Below are 22,793 nucleotides of genomic sequence, written 5' to 3' on the forward strand. Positions count from 1 at the left end.
GGAATGCCATGAGTCGATGTCTCTGACGCCAGGGGTCCGCGCCTGCACCAGCGCGCGGCCATGTTCGACGTCTGCGGGCCGGAAGCTGTCCGCCCGCCATATGGGAACGTCATGCTGTCAGACACCGGAATACCCAACGTTGCCTTGCTCGTGCTCTTCGCGGGCGCGCTCGGCATCGCCACGGGACTGCGCTTCGGACTACGCAACAACGGGCAGGCCGCCCTGTGGGCCGGCGCACATGCCATGGCCGCGCTGGGCGGCATGGCGCTCGCGCTGGATGCCGGCCATCAATGGCCGTGGCTGGCCGTGTGTGCGCACACGCTGTGCATCGGTGCGCAGGCCGGCGTGCATCGCGGCGTGGGACGCTCGGCCGCCGCGGGTGCGGCCGGCATCGATCCGCGCCAGGTGCGCCGCATCGCCGGCGCGGTGGTGCTGCTGCTGGCGCTGGGCACGGCGCTGGGCATGGACCTGCACGCGGCCAACATCGTCGGCCACGCGGCCACCGCGGGCCTGGTCTGCCTGGTGCTGGACGAACTGCTGAACGACCGCCGCCAGCCGGCGGGCATGGGACGTCCGCTGGCGATTGCCGCCTGCGTGCTGCAGGTCGGCGCCCAGGCCATGTTCGTCTATGCGGCGCTGGGCGACTGGCCGACCGAACCGGGCCTGCCGATGCCGTCGCGCGACGGCTCGGCGCTGCTGGCGCAGACGCCGCTGCTGCTGATGCTGATGGGGATCTTCGCGGCCATCGTGGGCTTTACGCTGATGGCGATCGAGGTGCGGGTGGCGCAGCAGCTCGCGCAGGCGCGGCTCGATCCGCTGACCGGTCTGGCCAATCGCGGCACGCTGGAACACGCGGCGCTGGCGCTGGCCGACGAGCATGTGCGCCACGGCCGCCCGCTGACCTGCCTCGTGGTGGATATCGACCGCTTCAAGCTGATCAACGACCATGCCGGCCATCGCGCCGGGGACCGCATCATCAGGCTGGTGGCGGACGCGCTGCGCGGCGCCGGCCGGGCCTCCGACGTGGTGGGCCGCTACGGTGGCGAGGAGTTCTGCATGGTGTGCCCGCACACCACCGAGGAGGAGGCTTTCGTGCTGGCGGAGCGGCTGCGCCAGCGCATCCGCGCCATCGCGCTGCCGCACGAACTGGGCGGTTTCGCCAGCGTCAGCATCGGCATCGCCCAGGCCAGCGAGCGCACCGACGCGCGCCAGTGCTGGGAGGCCCTGTTCGGGCGCGCCGACCGCGCCCTCTACGCCGCCAAGCGCGGCGGCCGGGACCGCACCGTGGTGGCCGGCGCCATGCCGGCAAGAGGCGGCGCCGACCACGGCGCGGCGCCGGTGCCCGCGCCCGCGCGCGGATGAGCCGGCCCCGCAGCCGGAACGCCAGCGCCTAACCGCCCTCCATCCCCTCCAGCGTGCGCAGGAATTCGCGGCTCCACCAGTGCACGTCCTGGGCGCGGATGCTCTCGAGCAGCTTGCGGTGGCGCGCCTGCCGTTCGGCCAGCGGCATGTGCAGCGCCTGCTGGATCGCCTGGGCCGTGCCGTTGGTGTCGTACGGATTGACCAGCAGCGCCTCCTTGAGCTGCTCGGCCGCGCCCGCGAAGCGCGACAGCACCAGCACGCCCGGGTCGTCCGGGTCCTGCGCCGCGATGAACTCCTTGGCGACCAGATTCATGCCGTCGCGCAGCGGCGTCACCAGCGCCACGCGGCTGGCGCGGCACAGGCCCGGCAGCCGCTTGCGCGAGGTGGTGCGGTGGATATACCGCACCGGCATCCAGTCCAGCTCGCCGTATTCGCCGTTGATGGCGCCGGAGAGCCCTTCCATCTCGCGCCGCAGGTCGGCGTACGCATCGACCGATTCCCGCGAAGGCGCCGCGATCTGGATCAGCGTGGCGCTGCTGCGATTCTCCGGATATTCGGCCAGCAGCGTCTGGAACGCCTTGAGCCGCTGCGGCAGGCCCTTCGAATAGTCCAGCCGGTCCACCCCCAGCAGCAGACGACGCCGGTGGTACTGGGCCATCATCATCTCGTAGGTTTCCTGCGCCTCGTCGGCCTTGCCCAGCGCCACGAACTCGTCCACGTCGATGCCGATGGGGAACGCCTGCGCCCGCACGGTGCGGTGGAAGGCGCGGTAGCGGTGCTCGCCCATCGGCTCGGCATGCGCCTCGTTCTGGGCGTAGCGGGCGAAGTGCTCGACGTCGGTCTGGCTCTGGAAGCCGATCAGGTCATAGGCGAACAGCGCCCGCATCAGCCATTCGTGCTGCGGGATCGCGGCCAGGATCGGCGGCGGCGGCAGCGGGATATGCAGGAAGAACCCCATGCGCTGGCCGCAGCCCATCGCGCGCAGCTCGGCAGCCAGCGGGATCAGGTGGTAGTCGTGGATCCAGATGACGTCGTCCGGCTTTAGCAGCGGCGCGAGCTTGCGCGCGAACAGCTGGTTCACGCGGCGATAGATGTTCAGGTGGCCGGAATCGAAGTCCGCGAGATCGATGCGGTAGTGAAAGACCGGCCACAGCACGCCGTTGCTGTAGCCGAGGTAATAGGCGTCGTGGTCGTCGCGGCACAGGTCCACGGTGGCGAGCGCGACATTGCCCGCATGCTGCAGGTGCAGCTCGCCTTCTCCGGGCGTGCCGCCCTGCGCGGTCTCCACGATCTTGCCGCTCCAGCCGAACCATAGCCCGCCGGTCGCGCGCAGGGCCTCGCCCAGTGCCACGGCCAGGCCGCCCGCCGCCATATTGCGCGGATCGGCCACGCGATTGGATACCGCTACCAGTCTTCCCATATGCCTCCTGTCATGCCGCGCCCATCGCCGCCGCGGCCGCAGCGCGGCCCGCCGGCGGTCTGCCTGCCGTCAGATCACCGAATCCCACGGTGCCGACAGCCGCATGGCGCCATTGATCAAACCCACCATCGAATACGTCTGCGGAAAATTGCCCCACATCTCGCCCGTGACCGGGTGCGTGTCCTCGGACAGCAGTCCCAGGGGATTGCGCGCGGCGAGCATCGCCTCGAAGATGGCCCGCGCCTCCTCCTTGCGGCCGATGCGCGCGAGCGCGTCGATACGCCAGAAGGTACAGATATTGAAGGCGGTCTCGGGCTTGCCGAAATCGTCCGGCGCCTCGTAGCGCCGCATGTACGGGCCGTCGCACAAGGTCTCCTCCATCGCCTTGACGGTGGCGGTGAAGCGGGGGTCGCAGGGGTCGATGAACCCCACCTCGGCCATCAGCAGCACGCTGGCATCGAGCTCGCGCCCGCCGAAGCTCTCCGCGAAGGCCTGGCGCTCCTCGCTCCACGATTCGCGCAGGATGCGTTCGCGCATCATGTCGGCATGCTTGCGCCAGTAGCGCACGCGCGCCGGCAGCTGCAGCGTCTCGGCGATCTTGGAGAGGCGATCGCACGCGGCCCAGCTCATCAGCGCCGACGAGGTGTGCACGCGCGCCCGCGTGCGCAGCTCCCACATGCCCGCGTCGGGGGTGCCGAACACGCGCACCGCCTGCTCGCCCACTTCCTCCAGCACATGGAATTCCGCGGTACCGCCGCGATGCAGCAGCCGGTGATCGTGGAAGGCCTGGGCGGCGCCCAGCACCACGTTGCCGTAGACATCGTGCTGGAAGTGCTCCTGCGCCTGGTTGCCCACGCGCACCGGACCCATGCCGCGATAGCCCGCGATATGGTCCAGCTGCGATTCCGGCAGCTCGCGCTCCAGGCCGATGCCGTACAGCGGCTGGATGTGGCCGTCCCGCGACTGCATCACCACGTTGGAGAGCCAGCGCAGGTAGTCCTCCATGGTGCCGACCTCGGACAGGCTGTTCAGCGCGCGGATGACAAAGAAGGCGTCGCGCAGCCAGCAATAGCGATAGTCCCAGTTGCGGCCGCTGTAGGGGGCCTCGGGAATGCTGGTGGTCATCGCGGCGACGATCGCGCCCGTTTCCTCGTACAGCGAGAGCTTGAGCGTGATGGCCGCGCGGATCACCGCGTCCTGCCATTCGCGCGGCACGGCGAGCCGGCGCGTCCACAGCTTCCAGTACTGGGTGGTCTCCTGCTCGAAGTCGCGCGCGGTTTCCTCCACGCCGCCCTGCAGCGTCTCGTCCGGCCCCAGGATAAAGTCCATGTGGTGCGTGACGAGGAAGGGCGTATGCGACAGCACGTAGGTCAGCGGCGCATCGGTGGTCAGGCGCAGCGTCATGCCGTCACCCACGTAGCGGACATGGCTGCTGCCGCGGGTCACCTCGGGCGCGATGCGGCCCCAGTCGAAGCGCGGCGCCACCACGACGCGCACGCGCGGCGCGCCCTTGACCGGACGGATGCGGCGCACCAGCGTCAGTGGGCGGAAATAGCGCCCGTGGCGGTAGAAGCGCGGGGCGAAGTCGGTGATCTCCAGGCTGTTGCCGTGCCGGTCGGTCAGCAGCGTGCGCAGGATCGCGGTATTGGGCTCGTAGCACTGCTGCGATTCGGCAAAGTCCTCGATCTCGATCGAGAAGTGGCCGCCGTTCTCGCTGGGGTCGACCAGCGCGTTGAAGACGGGGTCGCCATCGAAACGCGGCATGCAGCACCAGACGATGCGGCCGCGTTCGTCGATCAGCGCGGAATAGCCGCAGTTGCCGATCATGCCGAGGGACAGCGACGGGTTGCAGTGGCGCCCGCCGGGCGCGGCGGCGCGGGAAGCGTCCTGCGTGGCGTCCCCGGCGGCGGCCGCCTGAATGGTCTGGCTCAAGGCAGCTCCTTCTTGTTCGTCTTGTTCGTCTTGTTGGTCCGTTTCGTCCGATGCGGCGCGCTCACAGCGCGGGGGTCGACGCGGGGGCATCGCCCTGGCCGGCCGGCGCGCCCAGGGCCCGTGCGCTGTGGCCCAGCCACAGCCGCAGGGCGGCGGGATTGTTCACGCTGACGGTCGCCGCGGTGGCGCGCTGGCCGACCAGCACGCCCAGCCCGCCGAGCTTGTTCACCATGACGAAGCCGTCCTCGTCCGTGACGTCGTCGCCCGCGAACACCGGCTTGCGGCCGGCGAACGGCGCCTCGCGCATGAAGTTCTCGATGGCGCTGCCCTTGGTCACGCCGGCCGGCTTGACCTCGACCACCATCTTGCCGTGGAGCATTTCCACGCCGCTCATGTCCTTGAGCGCTTCGGCCACCTGCGAGCGAACCAGCTGTTCGAGCTCGGGCGCCGAGCGGTAGTGCACCGCCAGTGCCATCGGCTTGCGTTCGATGCGCAAGGCGGGATGGGCCAGCGCCAGATCCTCCAGCCGCGCCAGCATGCCGCCCAAATTGGGGGCCGGCATCTCGAAGCGGCGGCCCGCGCTGTCGCGCACTTCGGCGCCATGCACGCCGGCGGCCGGCAGCACCAGCGGGCTCAGAAAATTGTCCAGTTCGGCAACGGTTCGGCCCGACACGATGGCCAGCGCGCCACCCAGGGCGGTGTGCAGCGCGCGCAGCGTGCCCACCAGTTCCGGTTCGACGTACACGAGCTCCGGGCGTGGCGCCAGGTCGGCCAGCGTGCCATCGAAATCAAGGAACAGCGCGGTATCGGGTTCGATCAGCGGTAGGGAAGACATCGCAGCAAACCGTATCACGAGTGATCGACCAGCGTCCACCCGACGGCGTCCTACAGTGACGCATGCACCGCTCCGGTGCGAGGCACGGGCGGCTAGCCGCACGGCGGAAAAAGCGCCGCGAATGCGGCGCGGGCAAGGCATCCATTATCATTGGCGGTTTGCGTCGGCCGCGCCGCGTGGGCGGCCGACGCCGTTTCCACCGCGGTTTCCCCCGCCGCTATCGCGGTTTCCGCCGTTTCCGCCGTTCCCCGGCCCGCCTTTTCGCCGTCGACATGACCCGCAAATCCGCCAGCAAAGCCTCCGCTCCGACCTCGTCGGCTTCCTCGTCCGCCTCCGCCCCCCGCTCGGCCGTGCCCGCCGCGGTCGCGCGCCGGCCCACGCCGGCCGGCGGCAAGATCGACTACCTGAGGAAGATCCTGACCGCGAAGGTCTACGACGTGGCGCAGGAGACCGAGCTGACCTACGCGCGCGAGTTGTCCGCGCGCACCGGCAATGCGGTCTGGTTCAAGCGCGAGGATACGCAGCCGGTGTTCTCCTTCAAGCTGCGCGGCGCCTACAACAAGATGGCCTCGCTGTCGCCCGAGCAGCTCAAGCGCGGGGTGATCGCCGCTTCGGCCGGCAACCATGCGCAGGGTGTGGCACTGGCCGCCTCTCGGCTGCAGTGCAAGGCCATGATCGCAATGCCGGTGACCACGCCGCGCGTGAAGATCGACGCGGTGCGCGAGCACGGCGGCAAGTGGGTCGAGATCGTGCTGCACGGCGATTCCTACAGCGACGCCTACAACCACGCCGCCGTGCTGGAAAAGAAGCACAAGCTGACCTTTATCCACCCGTTCGACGATCCGGAGGTGATCGCCGGTCAGGGCACCATCGCCATGGAGATCCTGCGCCAGCATCCCGGCCCCATCCACGCGATCTTCGCGGCCATCGGCGGCGGCGGGCTGATCTCGGGCATCGCCTCGTACATCAAGGCCGTGCGTCCCGAGATCAAGGTGATCGGCGTGCAGACCGTGGATTCCGACGCGATGAAGCGCTCGGTGGAAGCGGGCAAGCGCGTGGAACTCAAGGACGTGGGGCTGTTCTCGGACGGCACGGCCGTCAAGCTGGTCGGCCGGGAAACGCTGCGCATCACGCGCGAGCTGGTCGACGAGATCGTGCTGGTCGATACCGATGCCATCTGCGCGGGGCTCAAGGACGTGTTCCAGGACACGCGCAGCATCCTGGAGCCGGCCGGCGCGCTGGCCGTGGCGGGCCTGAAGCACTACGCCGAGCGCGAGAAGCTCAAGGGCGAAACGCTGGTGGCCATCGCCTGCGGCGCCAACATGAACTTCGACCGGCTGCGCTTCGTCGCGGAACGGGCAGAGGTGGGCGAGGCGCGCGAGGCCGTGTTCGCCGTGACCATTCCGGAGGAACGCGGCAGCTTCCGCCGCTTCTGCGAACAGGTCGGCACGCGCAGCGTGACCGAGTTCAACTACCGCATCGCCGATACTGGCCGCGCGCATATCTTCGTCGGCGTGCAGATCGGCAGCCGCGCCGAGAGCGACAAGCTGGCCAATGCCTTCCGCCGCCATGGCTTCGACACGCTGGACCTGTCCAACGACGAGCTGGCCAAGCAGCACATCCGCTACATGGTGGGGGGCCATTCGCCGCTGGCGCACGACGAGATGCTGTTCCGCTTCGAGTTTCCGGAGCGGCCGGGCGCGCTGATGAGCTTCCTGTCGAGCATGAGCCCGAACTGGAACATCAGCCTGTTCCACTACCGGAACCAGGGCGGGGACACCTCCAATATCCTTGTCGGCATCCAGGTGCCGAAGAACGAAAAGCGCGCGTTCCGGGAATTTTTGTCGACGCTGGGGTACGTACACTGGGACGAGACCGAGAACCCGGTCTACAAGCTGTTCCTTGCATAAGCCCCGGGCGCCACGGATTGCGCCCACGTATTGCGCCATTCCAGGAGAGATCATGAGCTCGCCCGAACACTCGCCGCTGGGCAAACCCTCCGCCTACAAGGCCGAGTACGACGCCAGCCTGCTGTTTCCGATTCCGCGCCAGCCCAAGCGCACCGAGATCGGCCTGCCCGAAGGGCGGCCCATGCCGTTCTTCGGCGTCGACATCTGGAATGCCTACGAGCTGTCCTGGCTGAACATGCGGGGCAAGCCGCAGGTGGCGCTGGCCAGCTTCATCATCCCGGCCGACACGCCCCATATCGTCGAATCGAAGTCGTTCAAGCTGTACCTGAACTCGTTCAACCAGACCAAGGTCGACTCGCCGGAGGCGCTGCAGGCGCTGCTGCAACAGGATCTGTCGGAGGCGACCGGCGGCACGGTGCAGGTCCGGCTGGCATCCGAGGCCGATTTCGGCAAGCAGCGCATGAGCGAGCTCGACGGCCTGCTGCTGGACCGCCTCGATATCGAGACCGATATCTACGAGCCCGCGCCACATCTGCTGCGCGCGGAGCAGGAGGAGTCGCCGGTGGAGGAAACACTGGTGTCGCACCTGCTCAAGTCCAATTGCCTGGTAACCGGGCAGCCCGACTGGGGCAGCGTGCAGATCCGCTATGTGGGCCCCCCGATCGACCAGGAGGGGCTGCTCAAGTACCTGATCTCGTTCCGCAATCACAACGAGTTCCACGAGCAGTGCGTCGAGCGCATCTTTACCGACGTGATGCGCCAGTGCAAGCCGGTGAAGCTGGCGGTGTACGCGCGCTATACCCGCCGCGGCGGGCTCGATATCAACCCGTTCCGCACCAACTTCAATACGCCATGGCCCGATAACGGCCGCAACGCGCGGCAATAACGCGGGAGCGGCCTGCCCGCGAGCGCGGGCGGCATGCAACATGACCCGGCAGTCTTACCCCAGCCTCGATGCGCTTCTCGCCGACGTGCGCGCGTGCCGCGCCTGCGAGCCGGCGCTGCCGCTGGGCGCGCGCCCCATCGTGCGGGCGTCCGCAAGCGCCCGCATCCTGATCGTCGGGCAGGCGCCGGGGGCGCGCGTGCATGCCACCGGCATTCCGTGGAACGACGCCAGCGGTGCGCGGCTGCGCGGCTGGCTCGGCGTCGACGACGCCACCTTTTACGATGCGTCCCGCTTTGCCATCGTCCCCATGGGGTTCTGCTACCCCGGCCGGGGCACGAGCGGCGACAATCCGCCCCGCCCGGAGTGCGCGCCCCGCTGGATGGAGGCCCTGCTGGCTCGGCTGCGCGGCGTGGAGCTGACCCTGCTGATCGGCCAGTACGCGCAGCGGCATTTTCTCGGGGCGCGGCGCAAGGCCTCGCTGACCGAGACGGTGAGGGCATGGGCCGACTATGCCCCGCGCTTCCTCCCCCTGCCCCACCCTTCCCCGCGCAACGTGGCGTGGTTCCAGCGCAACCCCTGGTTCGCGGCCGAGGTGTTGCCCGTGCTGCGCGAGCGCGTGGCGCGCAGCCTTGCCGAGCCGCCGGCGCGCTGACCCCGGCACTTCCCAGACACTTCCGAGCACTTCCCCGCCGCGCCCGCAAATGTAACGCTTCTTGCTTTAATTAATTCAAAAATTAATATAGGCCGCAATCCTCGACATTGCGCCCATGCCTTCCACCAGCCCGCCGGCAACCACCGCCCCCGCAGCCCGCCGCCCCGGCCGTCCCGCCGCCGGCCTGGATGCCCAACGCCAGCGCGACCGCCTGATCGATGCGGCCACCGAGTTGTTCGCGGAGCACGGCGTGGCCGCGACCTCGGTCAAGGCCATCGCCGCGCGGGCGGGCGTGACCCCCGCCCTGGTGCACTACTACTTTCCCACCCGCCTGCAATTGCTCGACGCCGTGGCCGACCACCGCCTCGGCCCCATGGTCGACAGCGTGTTCGGCGTCCAGACGCAGGCGGGCGACAGTCCCGCCGACATGCTGGCCGGCATCGCCGAGCGCATGATCCGCGAGGCCGCGGCGCGGCCCTGGTTTCCCCCGCTGTGGTTGCGCGAGATCGTCAGCCTGGACGGGCAGTTGCGCGAGCGCGTGCTGCAGCGCATCGGCCTGCAGCATGCCGTGACCGTGGCGATGCTCGCCGGCGCAGCCCGCGCGCGCGGCCAGCTGGATCCGGCGATCCAGGCGCCGCTGGTGGTCGTCTCCGTGTTCGGCATTGCGCTGCTGCCGCTCGCCACCCGGCACATCTGGCAACAGTTGCCGGGCGCGGACGCCATCGATATCGAAAGCCTGGTGGGCCACGCGCGCGCCGTGCTGACCCATGGCATGACCGCCGCCACCGCCGCAGGCACTGCGCCGGACCCGGCGCCGCTGCCATGACGCCCCGACTTCTCCCTCGCCGCATCCCCGCCATGCCAGCCCCTGCTCCGACTCCGCCCCTGCGCGCGTGGCGCCGCCCGCCGGCCCGCGCCATCCTCGCCTGCGCCGCCTGCGCGGCGCTCGCCGCGTGCGGCGACAGGGCGCCCACCGGCTGGCAGGGCTATATCGAGGGCGAATTCGTCCATGTCGCCTCGCCGTTCGCGGGGCGGCTGGAGCGCCTGTCGGTGCAGCGAGGCCAGCAGGTCGGGACGGGCACTGCGCTGTTCGCGCTCGAAACCGACGAGGAAAGCGCGGCGCGGCGCCAGGCCGCGGAGCAGTTGCGCGCCGCCGAGGCGCAGCTCGCGGACCTGCAGACCGGCCGGCGGCCGCCGGAGATCGACGTGACGCGGGCTCAGCTGGCGGGCGCCGAGGCCGAGGCGCAGCGCAGCGCCGCGCAACTCGCGCGCGACGAAGCGCAGTTCCGCATCGGCGGCATCGCACAGTCGCAGCTGGAGCAGAGCCGCGCCACAGCGCGCGCCGACGCCGCGCGTGTGCGCGAGCTGCGCGGCGATGTCGCGGTGGCCCGGCTGCCCGGCCGCGAGGCCCAGCGCCAGGCGCAGGCGGCGCAGGTGGAGGCCGCACGGGCCGCGCTGGCGCAGGCCGAATGGCGTCTCTCGCGCAAGACCGTGGCCGCCACGCAGGCGGGCCTGGTGCAGGACACGATGTACCGCGACGGCGAGTGGGTGCCGGCGGGCAGCCCGGTGGTGCGGCTGCTGCCGCCGGGCAATATCAAGGTGCGCTTCTACGTGCCGCAGGCCGTTGTCGGGAGCCTGCGCAACGGCGAGGCGGTGCAGTTGCGCTGCGATGGCTGCCCACGCCCCGTACCGGCGACGATCAGCTTCGTCTCGACGCAGGCCGAATTCACGCCGCCGGTCATCTACAGCAACGAGACCCGCGACAAGCTGGTCTTCCTGGTCGAGGCGAGGCCCGCGGCGGCCGACGCCCCCGGTCTGCATCCCGGCCAGCCGGTCGAGGTCGTGCGGCCATGAGCGCGCCGGCGAGCAGCCCCGCGTCGCCCGATGCCGGCCTCGCGATCGACGTGCATGACCTGGACAAGCACTTCGGCGACAAGCACGTGGTCGACCACCTGAGCATGCAGGTGCGGCGCGGCGAGATCTTCGGCTTCCTGGGCCCCAACGGCAGCGGCAAGACCACCTCGATCCGCATGATGTGCGGACTGCTGACGCCCGACGGTGGGCACGGCACCTGCCTGGGCCTGGACATCCTGACCGAGACCGCACAGATCAAGCGCCGCGTCGGCTATATGACGCAGAAGTTCTCCTTCTGGGAGGACCTGTCGATCCGCGAGAACCTGGACTTCATCGCTCGCGTCTACGGCATGCCGGATCGACGCGCCGCCGTAGACCGTGCGCTGGAGGAACTCGGGCTGGCGAGCCGCGCGCGCCAGCTGGCCGGTTCGCTCTCCGGCGGCTGGAAGCAGCGCCTGGCGCTGGCCGCATGCCTGCTGCACGAGCCCGAGCTGCTGCTGCTGGACGAACCCACCGCCGGCGTCGATCCGAAGGCGCGGCGCGATTTCTGGGAACAGCTGCACCTGCTGGCCTCGCGCGGCATCTCGGTGCTGGTCAGCACGCACTACATGGACGAGGCCGAGCGCTGCCACAAGCTCGCCTATATCGCCTACGGCAAGCTGCTGGCGCAAGGCACCGCCGAGGAAGTGGTGGCCGCGCAGCACCTCGCCACGTGGTCGATCGAGGGCGAGGACCTTACCGCGCTGGGCGACCGCCTGCACGGCGCCCCGGGCGTCGACCAGACGGTGGTGTTCGGCAATGCGCTGCACGTGACCGGACGCGACGCCGGCGCGCTGGAGGCCACGCTGCGCGCCGCCGCCGGCAGCGCACATCGGCTTACGCGCATCGATACCAGCCTGGAAGACGTGTTCATTCACATGATGAGCCGGGCCGACGGCAACATGGCCGCGGCGGGCAAGCCGGGCAAGTCGGGCAAGCCGCGCGGCGCGGGAGGCCGGCCATGATCGGGCGCCGCTCGTCAGGCGCGCCACGCCCCGCCTTCTCGGCGCAGCGCTGGTGGAGCATCGTGCTGAAGGAATTCCTGCAGCTGCGCCGCGACCGTGTGACCTTCGCCATGATCGTCGGCCTGCCCATCATGCAGCTGCTGCTGTTCGGCTTCGCCATCAATACCGACCCGCGCCAGCTCACCACGATGGTGATCGCCGCCGACCACAGCGAATTCACCCGCTCGCTGATCTCGGGCATGCAGGCGTCCACCTATTTCCGCGTGGTGGGCACGCTGCCGGACGAGGCGGCAGGGCGCGAAGCGCTGATGAAGGGCGAGGTGCAGTTCGTCGTGAATATTCCCTCGGACTTCACGCGCCGGCTGGTGCGCGGCGAGCGGCCCGCGGTGCTGGTCGAGGCGGACGCCACCGACCCTTCGGCCACCGGCGCCGCGATCGCCGCGCTGGCGCAGATGCCCGCGGTGGTGGCCGGCCGCGACCTGCGCGGTCCGCTCTCCCCGCTGGCCGGCGACAAGCCGCCGTTCGAGGTGCAGGTTCACAGGCTCTACAACCCCGAGGGCCTGACCCAGTACAACATCATCCCCGGCCTGATGGGGGTGATCCTGTCCATGACGATGGTGATGATGACGGGCCTGGCCATGACGCGCGAACGCGAGCGCGGCACCATGGAAAACCTGCTGGCCACGCCGGTGCTGCCCATCGAGGTAATGAGCGGCAAGATCGTGCCCTACATCCTGATCGGGCTCATTCAGTCCACCATCATCCTGATGGCCGCGCGCTGGATCTTCGGCGTGCCCTTCGTCGGCTCCCTGGTCGCGGTGTACCTCGCCACGCTGCTGTTCATCGCGGCCAACCTGACGGTGGGCATCACGCTGTCCTCGCTGGCGCAGAACCAGTTGCAGGCGATGCAGCTGACCTTCTTCTATTTCCTGCCCGGCATCCTGCTGTCCGGCTTCATGTTTCCCTTCGCGGGCATGCCGGGATGGGCACAGGTCATCGGCAACGTGCTGCCGATGACGTACTTCCACCGCATGATTCGCGGCATCCTGCTCAAGGGCAACGGGTGGGTGGAACTTTGGCCGAACATCTGGCCGCTGCTGCTGTTCACGGTGGTGGTGATGGCAATCGCGGTGCGCTTCTACCGCCGTACCCTGGATTGAGCGAGGCCACCATGACTCTCTTCGCAGCTCCGCCCCCTATCGCGCTGGCGTGCGGCATGCTGGCATTGACGCTGGCCGGCTGCGCCGTCGGGCCGGACTTCCAGGTCCCCACGCCGCCGCCGGTCGACCGCTACGCCGCGGGCCCCGCTCCCGCCGCCACGGTCGCGGCAGACGCTGCGCACGGCCATCCCCAGACGCTGGCGGCGGGCATGGATGTGCCGGCGCAGTGGTGGACGCTGTTCCGCAGCCCCGAACTGGACCGCGCCATCCGCACCGCGCTCGCTGCGAGCCCCACGCTCGCGCAGGCACAGGCGCGGCTGCGCCAGGCGCAGGAAAACCTTGCGGCGGCGACTGGCGCCACGCGGTGGCCGGCGGTCGACGCAAGGCTCGATGCCGCGCGCCAGCAGATCAATATCGAATCGCTCGGCATCCGGGCCTTTCCGAGTCCGGGACCGTTTACCCTTTACGGCGCCTCGGTGCAGGTCTCGTACACGCTGGACCTGTTCGGCGGCAACCGGCGCGAGCTCGAGGGCCTGCAGGCCGCAGTGGACTACCAGCGCTTCGAGCTGGAAGCCGCCCGGCTGTCGCTGGCCGCCAATGTCGCCACGGCCGCCATCGGCGAGGCCGGCCTGCGCGCCCGCCTCGCCGACACCACGGCGCTGGCCGACGCGCAGCGGCACCAGCTCGCCATTGCCGAAGAGCGGCTGCGCGCCGGTGGCGTGCCGGCGCTGGACGTGCAGCGCCAGCGCGGCGAGCTGGCGCAGACCGAGGCGCTGCTGCCGGAACTGTCGCGCCAGCTCGCCGCTACGCGACATCAGCTCGCCGTCTATCTCGGCGAACCGCCGTCCGCGGCGGAAGATGCCGCGCGCGTGCCGGCCTTCGCGCTGAACCGCCTGCACCTGCCCGAGACCCTGCCGCTGGCGCTGCCCTCCACGCTGGCGCAGCGCCGCCCCGATATCCGCGCGGCCGAGGCGCTGCTGCACCGGGCAAGCGCCGATATCGGCGTGGCCACCGCCAACCTGTATCCGCGGCTGACGCTGAGCGCCAGTGCGGGCTCGCAGGCTTCCACCGTGCGCGAGGTGTTCGACAGCTTCAACGTGTGGAGCCTCGCGGCCGGTCTGGTGCAGCCGGTATTTCGCGGCGGCGAGCTGCAGGCCCGCAAGCGCGCGGCCGAGGCCGCCTACGAGCAGTCGCTGGCGGCGTACCGGCAGGCGGTGCTGGGCGGGCTGCAGCAGGTCGGCGACACGCTGCGCGCGCTGCAGGCCGACGCCGACGTGCTGCGCGCCCGCGCCGACGCGGAGCAGGCCGCGCGCGCCACGCTCGCCACGGTCTCGGAGCAGTACCGGCTTGGCGGCGTCAGCCAGTACGCGGCGCTCGACGCGCAGCGGCAGTATCGCCAGGCCTCGCTCGCGTTGACGCAGGCGACGGTGAGCCGGTTCGCGGACTCGGCGGCGCTGCTGCAGGCGTTGGGTGGGGGGTGGTGGCAGGAGGCGGAGGTATCGGCGTCTGGGCGGTGAGCGTCAGCGGGATGGCGGGCGGTCACCCTCACCCCCGCCCCTCTCCCGCTGGCGGGAGAGGGGAGAACATCAGCAGCCTTTCGACCCCTGTCGGTTTGCTCCCTTCTCCCGCCCGCGAGAGAAGGGCCGGGGGATGAGGGTGACCGCCCGCCATCCCTACGCGCCATGCCCACCACGAGATTTTGCTAAAGTGGACCCCCGCCTGTCCCAGGCAGCGCCGCCGGCCTTACCCGCGCGCTCGCCCCTTCAAAGGAATCGCCTCCATGTCTTCCGGCGTCATCCGCATTCGCGGAGCCCGACAGCACAATCTGAAGAATGTCGACCTCGACCTGCACACCGGTGAAATGACCGTGGTCACCGGCCCATCGGGCTCCGGCAAGTCAAGCCTAGTGTTCGACACGCTGTATGCCGAGGGCCAGCGCCGCTATGTCGAGACCTTCAGCGCCTATGCGCGCCAGTTCCTCGACCGCATGGACCGCCCGCAGGTCGACAAGGTCGACGGCGTGCCGCCGGCCATCGCCATCGACCAGACCAATCCGGTACGCAGCTCGCGTTCGACCGTGGGCACGATGACCGAGCTCAACGATCACCTGAAGCTGCTGTACGGCCGCGCCGCCGAGCTGTTCGACCGCGAGACCGCGCTGCAGGTGCGCCACGACACGCCGGAGACCATCTACGCCGAGTTGCTGGCGCGCACCCGCGAGACCGATCCGCGGCTGGTGGTGACCTTCCCCGTCGAGCTGCCCGAGTCCACCACCGATGCCGAGATCGAGCAATGGCTGTCCGTGAGCGGCTATACGCGCGTGCAGGCGCAGCGCGTGGTGGCCTCGCCGACCGGCCCGCGCAAGATGCTCGATGTGGTCGCCGACCGCTTCCGCCTGCAGAACACCGACAAGGTGCGCGCCGTGGAGGCGCTGGAGGCATCGCTCAAGCGCGGCGGCGGACGCGTCAACGTGTACGTGCTGGCCGACGAGGGCGAGCCCGAGATCTGGCGCTTCTCCACCGGCCTGCACTGCCCCGAGAGCGATCTGCGCTACGCCGATCCGCAACCCGCCCTGTTCTCGTTCAACTCCGCCTATGGCGCCTGCGAGACCTGCCGCGGCTTTGGCCGCGTCATCGGCGTCGACCTGGGGCTGGTCATTCCCGACGAGCGCAAGACGCTGCGGGAGGGCGCGATCAAGCCGATGCAGACGCCCGCCTGGAAAGAGTGCCAGGACGACCTGATGCGCTATGCCGCCCGCGCGGACATCCCGCGCGACAAGCCGTGGGCCGATCTGAGCGAGGCCGAACGCGCCTGGGTCATCGACGGCTCGCCGGACTGGAACGGCAAGTGGAACAGCCAGTGGTACGGCGTGCGGCGCTTCTTCGACTATCTGGAGTCGAAGGCCTACAAGATGCATATCCGCGTGCTGCTGTCCAAATACCGCAGCTACACGCCGTGCGAAACCTGCGGCGGCGCGCGCCTGAAGACCGACTCGCTGCTGTGGCGCCTCGGCTCCAAGGACAACGCCGACGCCGTGTTGGCCCCCGAGCACCGCTTCATGCCCCGCGGCGTGAACTGGAGCCCCGCGCAGCTGCGCGCGCTGCCGGGCCTGACCGTGCACGACCTGATGCTGATGCCGATCGAGCGCATCCGCCGCTTCTTCGACGAGCTCACCCTGCCCAGCGCCATGCTGGACGACGCGCTCAAGCTGCTGCTGGCCGAGGTACGCACGCGGCTGCGCTACCTGTGCGACGTGGGCATCGGCTACCTGACGCTGGACCGCCAGAGCCGCACGCTGTCCGGCGGCGAGGTGCAGCGCATCAACCTGACCACGGCGCTGGGCACCTCGCTGGTCAACACGCTGTTCGTGCTGGACGAGCCCAGCATCGGGCTGCATCCGCGCGACCTGAACCGCATCGTCGAGGCGATGCGCCGGCTGCGCGACGCCGGCAATACGCTGGTAGTAGTCGAGCACGATCCGTCGGTGATGCTGGCCGCCGACCGGCTGATCGACATGGGCCCCGGCCCCGGTGAGCGCGGCGGTGGCATCGTCTACGACGGCACGCCCCGCGACGTGCGCGGCGCGAAAACGCTGACCGCCGACTACCTGTCCGGCCGCAAGCGCGTGGCCGACGCCTCGCACTGGGAGCGCCGTCCTGTCGACCACGCCACGCCCCGCATCGCGCTGGAGGGCGCCACCGAGCACAACCTGCAAGACGTCAGCGTGGAGATTCCGCTGCAGCGCCTGGTCTGCGTGACGGGCGTCTCCGGCAGCGGCAAATCGACCCTGATCCAGGACGTGCTCTACCCCGCCATGGCCCGGCACTTCGGCAAGGGCACGGAATCGCCGGGCGCGTTTCGCCAGCTGCGCGGCGCGGATCAGGTCGGCGACGTGGTGTTCGTCGACCAGTCGCCGATCGGCAAGACCGCGCGCTCCAATCCGGCCAGCTACGTCGGCGCCTTCGACGAGATCCGCAAGCTGTTCGCCAAGGCGCCGATGGCACTGCAACGCGGCTATACGGCCGGCACCTTCAGCTTCAACTCTGGCGACGGTCGCTGCCCGACCTGCGGCGGCTCGGGGTTCGAGCACGTCGAGATGCAATTCCTCAGCGACGTCTACCTGCGCTGCCCCGACTGCGATGGCAGCCGCTATCGCGCCGAAGTGCTGGAGGTGAAGATCGAGCGCGTCGTCGGCGACCAGGTCTACGTGCTGAGCGTGGCCGATGTGCTGGACCTGACCGTGAGCGAAGCCGCGGCGGCGTTCGCCGGCGACGGCGAAGTGCTGCGCGTGCTGCAGCCGATCGTCGATGTCGGCCTGGAATACGTGAAGCTCGGCCAGCCCGTGCCCACGCTGTCGGGCGGCGAGGCGCAACGGCTCAAGCTCGCGGGCTTTCTCGCGGAAACCGCGCAGGCCGGCAGGAAGCGCGTGAAGCCCGACGCCAGCGCCGGGCGCCTGTTCATGTTCGACGAGCCCACCACCGGCCTGCACTTCGACGACATCGCCAAGCTGATGCGCGCGTTCGGCAAGCTGCTCGACGGCGGCCATTCGCTGATCGTGATCGAGCACAACCTGGATGTGATCCGGGCCGCGGACTGGGTGATCGACCTCGGCCCCGAAGGCGGCGACGCCGGCGGCCGCGTCGTATGCGTGGGCACGCCCGAGGACCTGAAGGCGTGCACCGAGTCGCACACCGGCCAGGCGCTGCTGCAATACGATGGCCAGATCGGCAAGGACGGCGCGCAGCCCGCGGGCGTGATGCCCGGCCACGCCGACGACGGCGTGCCGCTGCAAACGGCGCTCGCTGCCGCGCGGGCGCGCCGTGCCGTCGAGGGCGAAGGCGTGGTGCGCATCGTCAACGCGCACGAGCACAACCTGAAGTCGCTGAACGTCGATATCCCGCACGGCAAGTTCAATGTGGTGACCGGCGTCTCCGGCTCGGGCAAATCGACGCTCGCCTTCGACATCCTGTTCCACGAGGGCCAGCGCCGCTACCTAGAATCGCTCAACGCCTACGCGCGCTCGATCGTGCAGCCTGCGGGCCGGCCCGAGGTCGATGCCGTCTATGGCATTCCGCCCACCGTCGCCATCGAGCAGCGCCTGTCGCGCGGCGGACGCAAGAGCACCGTGGCCACCACCTCGGAGGTCTGGCACTTCCTGCGGCTGCTCTACGTGAAGCTGGGCATCCAGCATTGCATCTACGACGGCACGCCGGTCACCGCGCAAAGCATCGAGTCCATCGCCGCGCAACTGCTGCGCGACCACCGCGGCGAGCATGTCGGCCTGCTTGCGCCGCTGGTGGTCAACCGCAAGGGTGTCTACACCGACCTCGCGAAGTGGGCGAAGGCGCGCGGCAATACCCATCTGCGGGTGGACGGCGAATTCCTGCCGGTGGACCCCTGGCCCCGGCTGGACCGCTTCCGCGAGCACACCATCGAACTGCCGGTCGGCGACATCGTGGTCTCGCCCGACAACGAGGCCGCGCTGCGCGCGCTGCTGGAGCAGGCGCTGGAACACGGCAAGGGCGTGATGCACCTGCTGGCTCCGCTGGACGGACTGCGCGAGTCGATGAACGGCGGCGATGCGCATGTCGCCCACACCAAGGTCTTCTCCACCAAGCGGGCCTGCCCGCAATGCGGCACCAGCTATCCGGAGCTGGATCCGCGCATGTTCTCGTACAACAGCAAGCATGGCTGGTGCCCAGGCTGCGTCGGCACCGGCCTCGCGCTCACGCGGGAGCAGCGCGCCGCGTACGACGACAGCCTTCCGGCCGAGGACAACCGCGGACGCGAACAGAGCCTGCCGTCGGAAGAGCTCGAACCCGAGGGCCTGGCCGAGACGCCGTGCCCGGACTGCCACGGCGCGCGGCTCAACCCCGCCGCCTGCGCGGTCACGTTCGCCGCCGAGCCCATCGTCAATATCGCGCGCTGGACCGTCGGCGAGACGCGCCAATGGGTCGAGTCGCTCGAACTGGCGGGACGCGACGCCGAGATCGCGCGAGACGTGGTCAGCGAGATCCGCAGCCGCCTGGAATTCCTCGAGGAAGTGGGCCTGGGCTACCTGAGCCTGGACCGCGCCGCGCCGAGCCTGTCCGGCGGCGAGGCGCAGCGCATCCGTCTCGCCGCGCAGCTTGGCAGCAATCTGCAGGGCGTGTGCTACGTCCTCGACGAACCGACCATCGGCCTGCATCCGCGCGACAACCAGATCCTGCTCAACGCGCTGCGCAAGCTCGGCGACAAGGGCAATACGCTGGTGGTGGTCGAGCATGACGAGGACACCATCCGCCGCGCCGACCACATCATCGACATCGGCCCCGGCGCCGGCAAGCGCGGCGGCACGCTGGTCGCGCAGGGCGGCGTGCGGGAGCTGTCGGCGCAGCCGGCCTCTCTCACGGGGCAGATGCTGGCGCAGCCGATCGTGCATCCGCTGCAGCCGCGCCGCCCGGTACAGGCCGGCGATGCGCCGGTCCCGGAGCGCTGGCTCACCGTGCACGGCGCGACGCTGCACAATCTGCGCGACGTGACGGTCAGCCTGCCGCTGTCGCGGCTCGTCGCGGTCACCGGCGTCAGCGGCTCGGGCAAATCCACGCTGGCCCGCGATGTACTGATGGCCAACCTGCTCGACGCGGTGGGACGTTCGGTGATGTCGTCCCCCGCCACGCGCCGCGCGCGCAAGAGCGCGCAGGCGCAAGCGCCGGCCGGCACGGCGCGCGTCGCCCGCCCGCAGGTTACCCATGTCTGGCAGGGCTGCGCGGGCATCTCGGGGTGGGAGGCGATCGACCGCGTGCTGGAGGTGGACCAGACTCCCATCGGCAAGACGCCGCGTTCGTGCCCGGCCACCTATATCGGCCTGTGGGACACCATCCGCAAGCTGTTCGCCGACACGCTGGAGGCAAGGGCGCGCGGCTATACGCCGTCGCGCTTCTCGTTCAATACCGGTGACGGGCGCTGCCCCGCCTGCGAGGGACAGGGCGTGCGCACCATCGGCATGAGCTTCCTGCCGGATGTGAAGGTGCCGTGCGACGTGTGCCACGGCCAGCGCTTCAACGCCGAGACGCTGGCGGTCACCTGGCGCGGCAAGAACATCGGCGACGTGCTGACGATGGAGATCGACGAGGCGGTGGACTTCTTCGCCTCGATGAACAGCATCGCGCATCCGCTGCAGCTGATGAAGGACGTGGGCTTAGGCTACCTCACGCTGGGCCAGCCCTCGCCCACGCTGTCGGGCGGCGAGGCGCAGCGCATCAAGCTGGTCACCGAGCTGAGCAAGGTGCGCGACGACATCACGCGCCGCGGCCAGAAGGCCCCGCACACACTGTACGTGCTGGACGAGCCCACGGTCGGCCTGCACATGGCCGATGTTGCCAAGCTGATCCGCGTGCTGCACCGGCTCGTCGACGGCGGGCATAGCGTGGTCGTCATCGAGCACGACCTCGACGTGATCGCCGAGGCCGACTGGATCGTCGACCTCGGACCCGAAGGCGGCGTGGCCGGCGGCACCATCGTCGCGGCCACCGACCCCGAGGGCCTGTCGCGCGTGCGCGCCAGCCATACCGGCGCGGCGCTCAGGCCGGTGCTGGCGCGCACGGGGGAGAAAGCGGCCCGGCGCACGGGGTAGGGCAGCGCGACCTGCCCCTCTTCCGCCGCGGGAGAGGGGCGAAAGCCCACGCGGAGCCCGCAAACCCTTTTATCGACCAACCCGATCAATCTATCCAAACAAAGAATTTATCCAAATAAGTCGCCGGACCTAAACTTCACTGGCATTGCTGGCAAGGCGGCGCACACGCCGGCGAGCGACACAGAGATGGAGACAGATCACCCGGCGCATGCGTCGATGGCGGCATCAGACCGACCGCGACGCGCCTCGTTATTTACGCGCAGCATGTCGTCCCGCACCCGGACCGGTCCACAGAGACCGCGCCCGTGAGGGACACCCCAAGTCAGCCGACGAAGACGACGCCATCGGTCCCTTGCGACCGAGGCATGTCCTCGCTCGCGCCGACGAGCGCGCACGTCCCTCCACGTCTCGTTCGCTCCGCCCGCGCAGCCGGCGGCAGACGGACATCGAGGAGGAGACGACATGCAACGCCACACACTATCCCGCGCGCGGATCGATACCACCGCGCCTGCATCCCGCCGCGCCGCCCTTGCCGCCCTTTCCGCGCTGGCCTGCGCCGGCGTGCTGGCCGCCTGTGGCGGCGATGACGACGAACCGGCTCCGCCGCCGCCACCACCGGCCACGCCCACCGCACGCGCCTGCGACATCGGCAGCTTCGCCGACGTCAGGCTCGACAACGCCACGGTGCAATCGGCCACCGCCGTGCCGGCCGGCAGTTACACGCCGCCCGGCGCCCGCGCCGCGCTCACCGGCCTGCCCGCCTTCTGCCGCCTGCAGGGCACCGCCACGCCGAGCGCCGACTCGCTGATCCGCTTCGAAGTGTGGGTGCCCGCCGGCGACGCGTGGAACGGCAAGCTGGTGACCACCGGCAACGGCGGCTACAGCCCCGCGCTCAGCTACGGCGACATGGCCTACGCGATGCGCCAGGGCTACGCCGTCATCGGCGGCGATACCGGCCACCAGTCCACCGATCCCAACGAGATGTTCTGGGGCGTGGGCCATCCCGAGAAGATCCGCGACTGGGGCACGCGGTCGATCAACGCGATCACCGTGCCGGGCAAGCAGCTGATCGCGGCGCTGCAGGCCAAGGCGACCGCGCGCGCCTACTACTACGGCTGCTCGACCGGCGGCCACCAGGGCTATGCCGAAATGCAGCGCTATCCCGCGGACTTCGACGGCGTCATCGCCGGCGCGCCGGGCAACAACCGCGTGCGGCTCAATATCGAATTCCTGTACCGCTTCCAGAGCAACCGCACCCCCGGCGACAACGCCACGCTGATCCTGCCGCCCGCCAAGGCGGCGCTCGTCACCAGCACCGCGGTGGCCGCCTGCGACGCCCTCGATGGCGTCACCGACGGCGTGATGGAAGACCCCCGCGCCTGCACCCCCGACAGGTTCGATGTGGACGCCATGCTGTGCCCGTCCGGCGACGCGCCGACATGCCTGACCGCCGCGCAGATCGACGTGGTCAGAAAGATCCACGCCGGCCCGAAGAATCCGCGCACCGGCGCGCAGCTCTACCCCGGCTACCCGGTGGGCAGCGAGAGCGGCTGGCCCTCCTACTGGGGCGCCACGGAGCCGGTGCGCGCCGACTTCTGGCGACTGTGGGTCTTCGACAACCCGCAGTGGGACTGGTGGACCTTCGACTACGACCGCGACGTCACGTATGCGGATGCCAAGGTTGGCGGCCTCGTGGACCAGACCAGCACGGACCTGAGCGCGTTCAAGGCGCGCGGCGGCAAGGCCATCGTCTACCAGGGGTGGCAGGACCCGGTCGTCAACCCGCTCGACACCATCGCCTACTACGAGCGGATGCGCGGCGCCCAGGGCGGCCAGGCGCAGGCGGACGACTTCTTCCGCCTGTTTCTCGTCCCCGGCATGGGCCACTGCTCGGGCGGCAGCGGCGCGACGAACTTCGGCAATGGCGGCGCGCCCTCGCCCACGCCCGATGCGGGGCACGACCTGCTGATGGCACTGGACGAGTGGGTCGAGCGCGGCGTCGCGCCGGATCGCATCGTCGCGGCGAAGGTCACCAATGGCGCCACCACCCGCACCCGGCCCCTGTGTCCCTATCCGAAGAAGGCGATCTACAGCGGCACCGGCAATACCGACGATGCCGCCAGCTTTACCTGCGGCTGACGCAAGCGTTGCCGCGTCGCGGCC

The 22,793-nt window shown here is 69.9% G+C and carries 14 protein-coding genes; 11 read left to right on the plus strand and 3 right to left on the minus strand.

The window, feature by feature from the left end:
* Nucleotides 1-111 precede the first annotated feature (111 nt).
* Nucleotides 112-1,362 carry a GGDEF domain-containing protein gene (locus tag LDO27_RS13650; RefSeq protein WP_224042234.1) on the plus strand — a complete coding sequence of 417 codons (1,251 nt, stop codon included), beginning with the start codon at nt 112-114 and terminating at the stop codon, nt 1,360-1,362.
* A gap of 28 nt (nt 1,363-1,390) precedes the next feature.
* Here LDO27_RS13650 and otsA read toward each other — a convergent pair whose 3' ends face one another.
* The 3 genes from otsA to otsB all read right to left on the minus strand — a co-directional run bounded on the left by otsA (nt 1,391) and on the right by otsB (nt 5,549).
* On the minus strand, nt 1,391-2,782 hold the full coding sequence (gene otsA, locus LDO27_RS13655) for an alpha,alpha-trehalose-phosphate synthase (UDP-forming) (RefSeq protein WP_222202113.1): 1,392 nt from the start codon (nt 2,780-2,782) through the stop codon (nt 1,391-1,393).
* Nucleotides 2,783-2,851: 69 nt separating this feature from the next.
* Nucleotides 2,852-4,804 carry a glycoside hydrolase family 15 protein gene (locus LDO27_RS13660; protein ID WP_377747193.1) on the minus strand — a complete coding sequence of 651 codons (1,953 nt, stop codon included), beginning with the start codon at nt 4,802-4,804 and terminating at the stop codon, nt 2,852-2,854.
* Nucleotides 4,776-5,549 carry a trehalose-phosphatase gene (otsB, locus tag LDO27_RS13665; protein WP_224042236.1) on the minus strand — a complete coding sequence of 258 codons (774 nt, stop codon included), beginning with the start codon at nt 5,547-5,549 and terminating at the stop codon, nt 4,776-4,778. The genes LDO27_RS13660 and otsB overlap by 29 nt, the downstream gene beginning before the upstream one ends.
* 272 nt (nt 5,550-5,821) lie before the next feature.
* Between otsB and ilvA the strand changes: the two genes are divergently transcribed.
* The 10 genes from ilvA (at nt 5,822) to LDO27_RS13715 (ending at nt 22,769) form a co-directional block, all read left to right on the plus strand.
* A complete protein-coding gene (ilvA, locus tag LDO27_RS13670) occupies nt 5,822-7,459 on the plus strand; it encodes a threonine ammonia-lyase, biosynthetic (RefSeq protein ID WP_224042238.1) in 1,638 nt (545 codons plus the stop codon).
* Between the two features lie 52 nt (nt 7,460-7,511).
* Complete coding sequence (gene queF / locus LDO27_RS13675) at nt 7,512-8,345, plus strand: NADPH-dependent 7-cyano-7-deazaguanine reductase QueF (RefSeq protein ID WP_222202119.1); 834 nt, start codon at nt 7,512-7,514, stop codon at nt 8,343-8,345.
* A 40-nt stretch (nt 8,346-8,385) separates the two neighbouring features.
* Nucleotides 8,386-8,997, plus strand: a complete 612-nt coding sequence (locus LDO27_RS13680) for a uracil-DNA glycosylase family protein (RefSeq protein WP_224042239.1) — start codon at nt 8,386-8,388, stop codon at nt 8,995-8,997.
* Between the two features lie 115 nt (nt 8,998-9,112).
* Entirely contained in the window at nt 9,113-9,823 is a 711-nt protein-coding gene (locus tag LDO27_RS13685) for a TetR/AcrR family transcriptional regulator (RefSeq protein WP_222202123.1), read from the plus strand.
* 32 nt (nt 9,824-9,855) lie between these two features.
* Nucleotides 9,856-10,851 carry an HlyD family secretion protein gene (locus tag LDO27_RS13690; RefSeq protein WP_224042241.1) on the plus strand — a complete coding sequence of 332 codons (996 nt, stop codon included), beginning with the start codon at nt 9,856-9,858 and terminating at the stop codon, nt 10,849-10,851.
* Complete coding sequence (locus LDO27_RS13695; protein ID WP_224042242.1) at nt 10,848-11,855, plus strand: ABC transporter ATP-binding protein; 1,008 nt, start codon at nt 10,848-10,850, stop codon at nt 11,853-11,855. Before LDO27_RS13690 ends, LDO27_RS13695 begins: the two co-directional genes overlap by 4 nt.
* Nucleotides 11,852-13,015: an ABC transporter permease gene (locus LDO27_RS13700; protein ID WP_224042244.1), complete on the plus strand. Its 1,164-nt coding sequence runs from the start codon at nt 11,852-11,854 to the stop codon at nt 13,013-13,015. Before LDO27_RS13695 ends, LDO27_RS13700 begins: the two co-directional genes overlap by 4 nt.
* A gap of 11 nt (nt 13,016-13,026) precedes the next feature.
* Nucleotides 13,027-14,532, plus strand: coding sequence for an efflux transporter outer membrane subunit (locus tag LDO27_RS13705; protein WP_224042246.1), 1,506 nt, complete (start codon nt 13,027-13,029; stop codon nt 14,530-14,532).
* Between the two features lie 263 nt (nt 14,533-14,795).
* On the plus strand, nt 14,796-20,630 hold the full coding sequence (uvrA, locus tag LDO27_RS13710) for an excinuclease ABC subunit UvrA (RefSeq protein WP_224042247.1): 5,835 nt from the start codon (nt 14,796-14,798) through the stop codon (nt 20,628-20,630).
* 462 nt (nt 20,631-21,092) lie between these two features.
* Nucleotides 21,093-22,769, plus strand: coding sequence for a tannase/feruloyl esterase family alpha/beta hydrolase (locus LDO27_RS13715; RefSeq protein ID WP_224042249.1), 1,677 nt, complete (start codon nt 21,093-21,095; stop codon nt 22,767-22,769).
* The last annotated feature ends 24 nt before the right edge of the window (nt 22,770-22,793 follow it).

This window comes from Cupriavidus respiraculi, from assembly GCF_914271545.1.
Lineage (GTDB): Bacteria > Pseudomonadota > Gammaproteobacteria > Burkholderiales > Burkholderiaceae > Cupriavidus > Cupriavidus respiraculi.

Bases quoted from the DNA above. Each gene is read 5' to 3' on its own strand.
- LDO27_RS13650 (WP_224042234.1), top strand. From the start codon at position 112: ATGCTGTCAGACACCGGAATACCCAACGTTGCCTTGCTCGTGCTCTTC.
- otsA (WP_222202113.1), bottom strand. From the start codon at position 2,782: ATGGGAAGACTGGTAGCGGTATCCAATCGCGTGGCCGATCCGCGCAAT.
- LDO27_RS13660 (WP_377747193.1), bottom strand. From the start codon at position 4,804: ATGCCCCCGCGTCGACCCCCGCGCTGTGAGCGCGCCGCATCGGACGAA.
- otsB (WP_224042236.1), bottom strand. From the start codon at position 5,549: ATGTCTTCCCTACCGCTGATCGAACCCGATACCGCGCTGTTCCTTGAT.
- ilvA (WP_224042238.1), top strand. From the start codon at position 5,822: ATGACCCGCAAATCCGCCAGCAAAGCCTCCGCTCCGACCTCGTCGGCT.
- queF (WP_222202119.1), top strand. From the start codon at position 7,512: ATGAGCTCGCCCGAACACTCGCCGCTGGGCAAACCCTCCGCCTACAAG.
- LDO27_RS13680 (WP_224042239.1), top strand. From the start codon at position 8,386: ATGACCCGGCAGTCTTACCCCAGCCTCGATGCGCTTCTCGCCGACGTG.
- LDO27_RS13685 (WP_222202123.1), top strand. From the start codon at position 9,113: ATGCCTTCCACCAGCCCGCCGGCAACCACCGCCCCCGCAGCCCGCCGC.
- LDO27_RS13690 (WP_224042241.1), top strand. From the start codon at position 9,856: ATGCCAGCCCCTGCTCCGACTCCGCCCCTGCGCGCGTGGCGCCGCCCG.
- LDO27_RS13695 (WP_224042242.1), top strand. From the start codon at position 10,848: ATGAGCGCGCCGGCGAGCAGCCCCGCGTCGCCCGATGCCGGCCTCGCG.
- LDO27_RS13700 (WP_224042244.1), top strand. From the start codon at position 11,852: ATGATCGGGCGCCGCTCGTCAGGCGCGCCACGCCCCGCCTTCTCGGCG.
- LDO27_RS13705 (WP_224042246.1), top strand. From the start codon at position 13,027: ATGACTCTCTTCGCAGCTCCGCCCCCTATCGCGCTGGCGTGCGGCATG.
- uvrA (WP_224042247.1), top strand. From the start codon at position 14,796: ATGTCTTCCGGCGTCATCCGCATTCGCGGAGCCCGACAGCACAATCTG.
- LDO27_RS13715 (WP_224042249.1), top strand. From the start codon at position 21,093: ATGCAACGCCACACACTATCCCGCGCGCGGATCGATACCACCGCGCCT.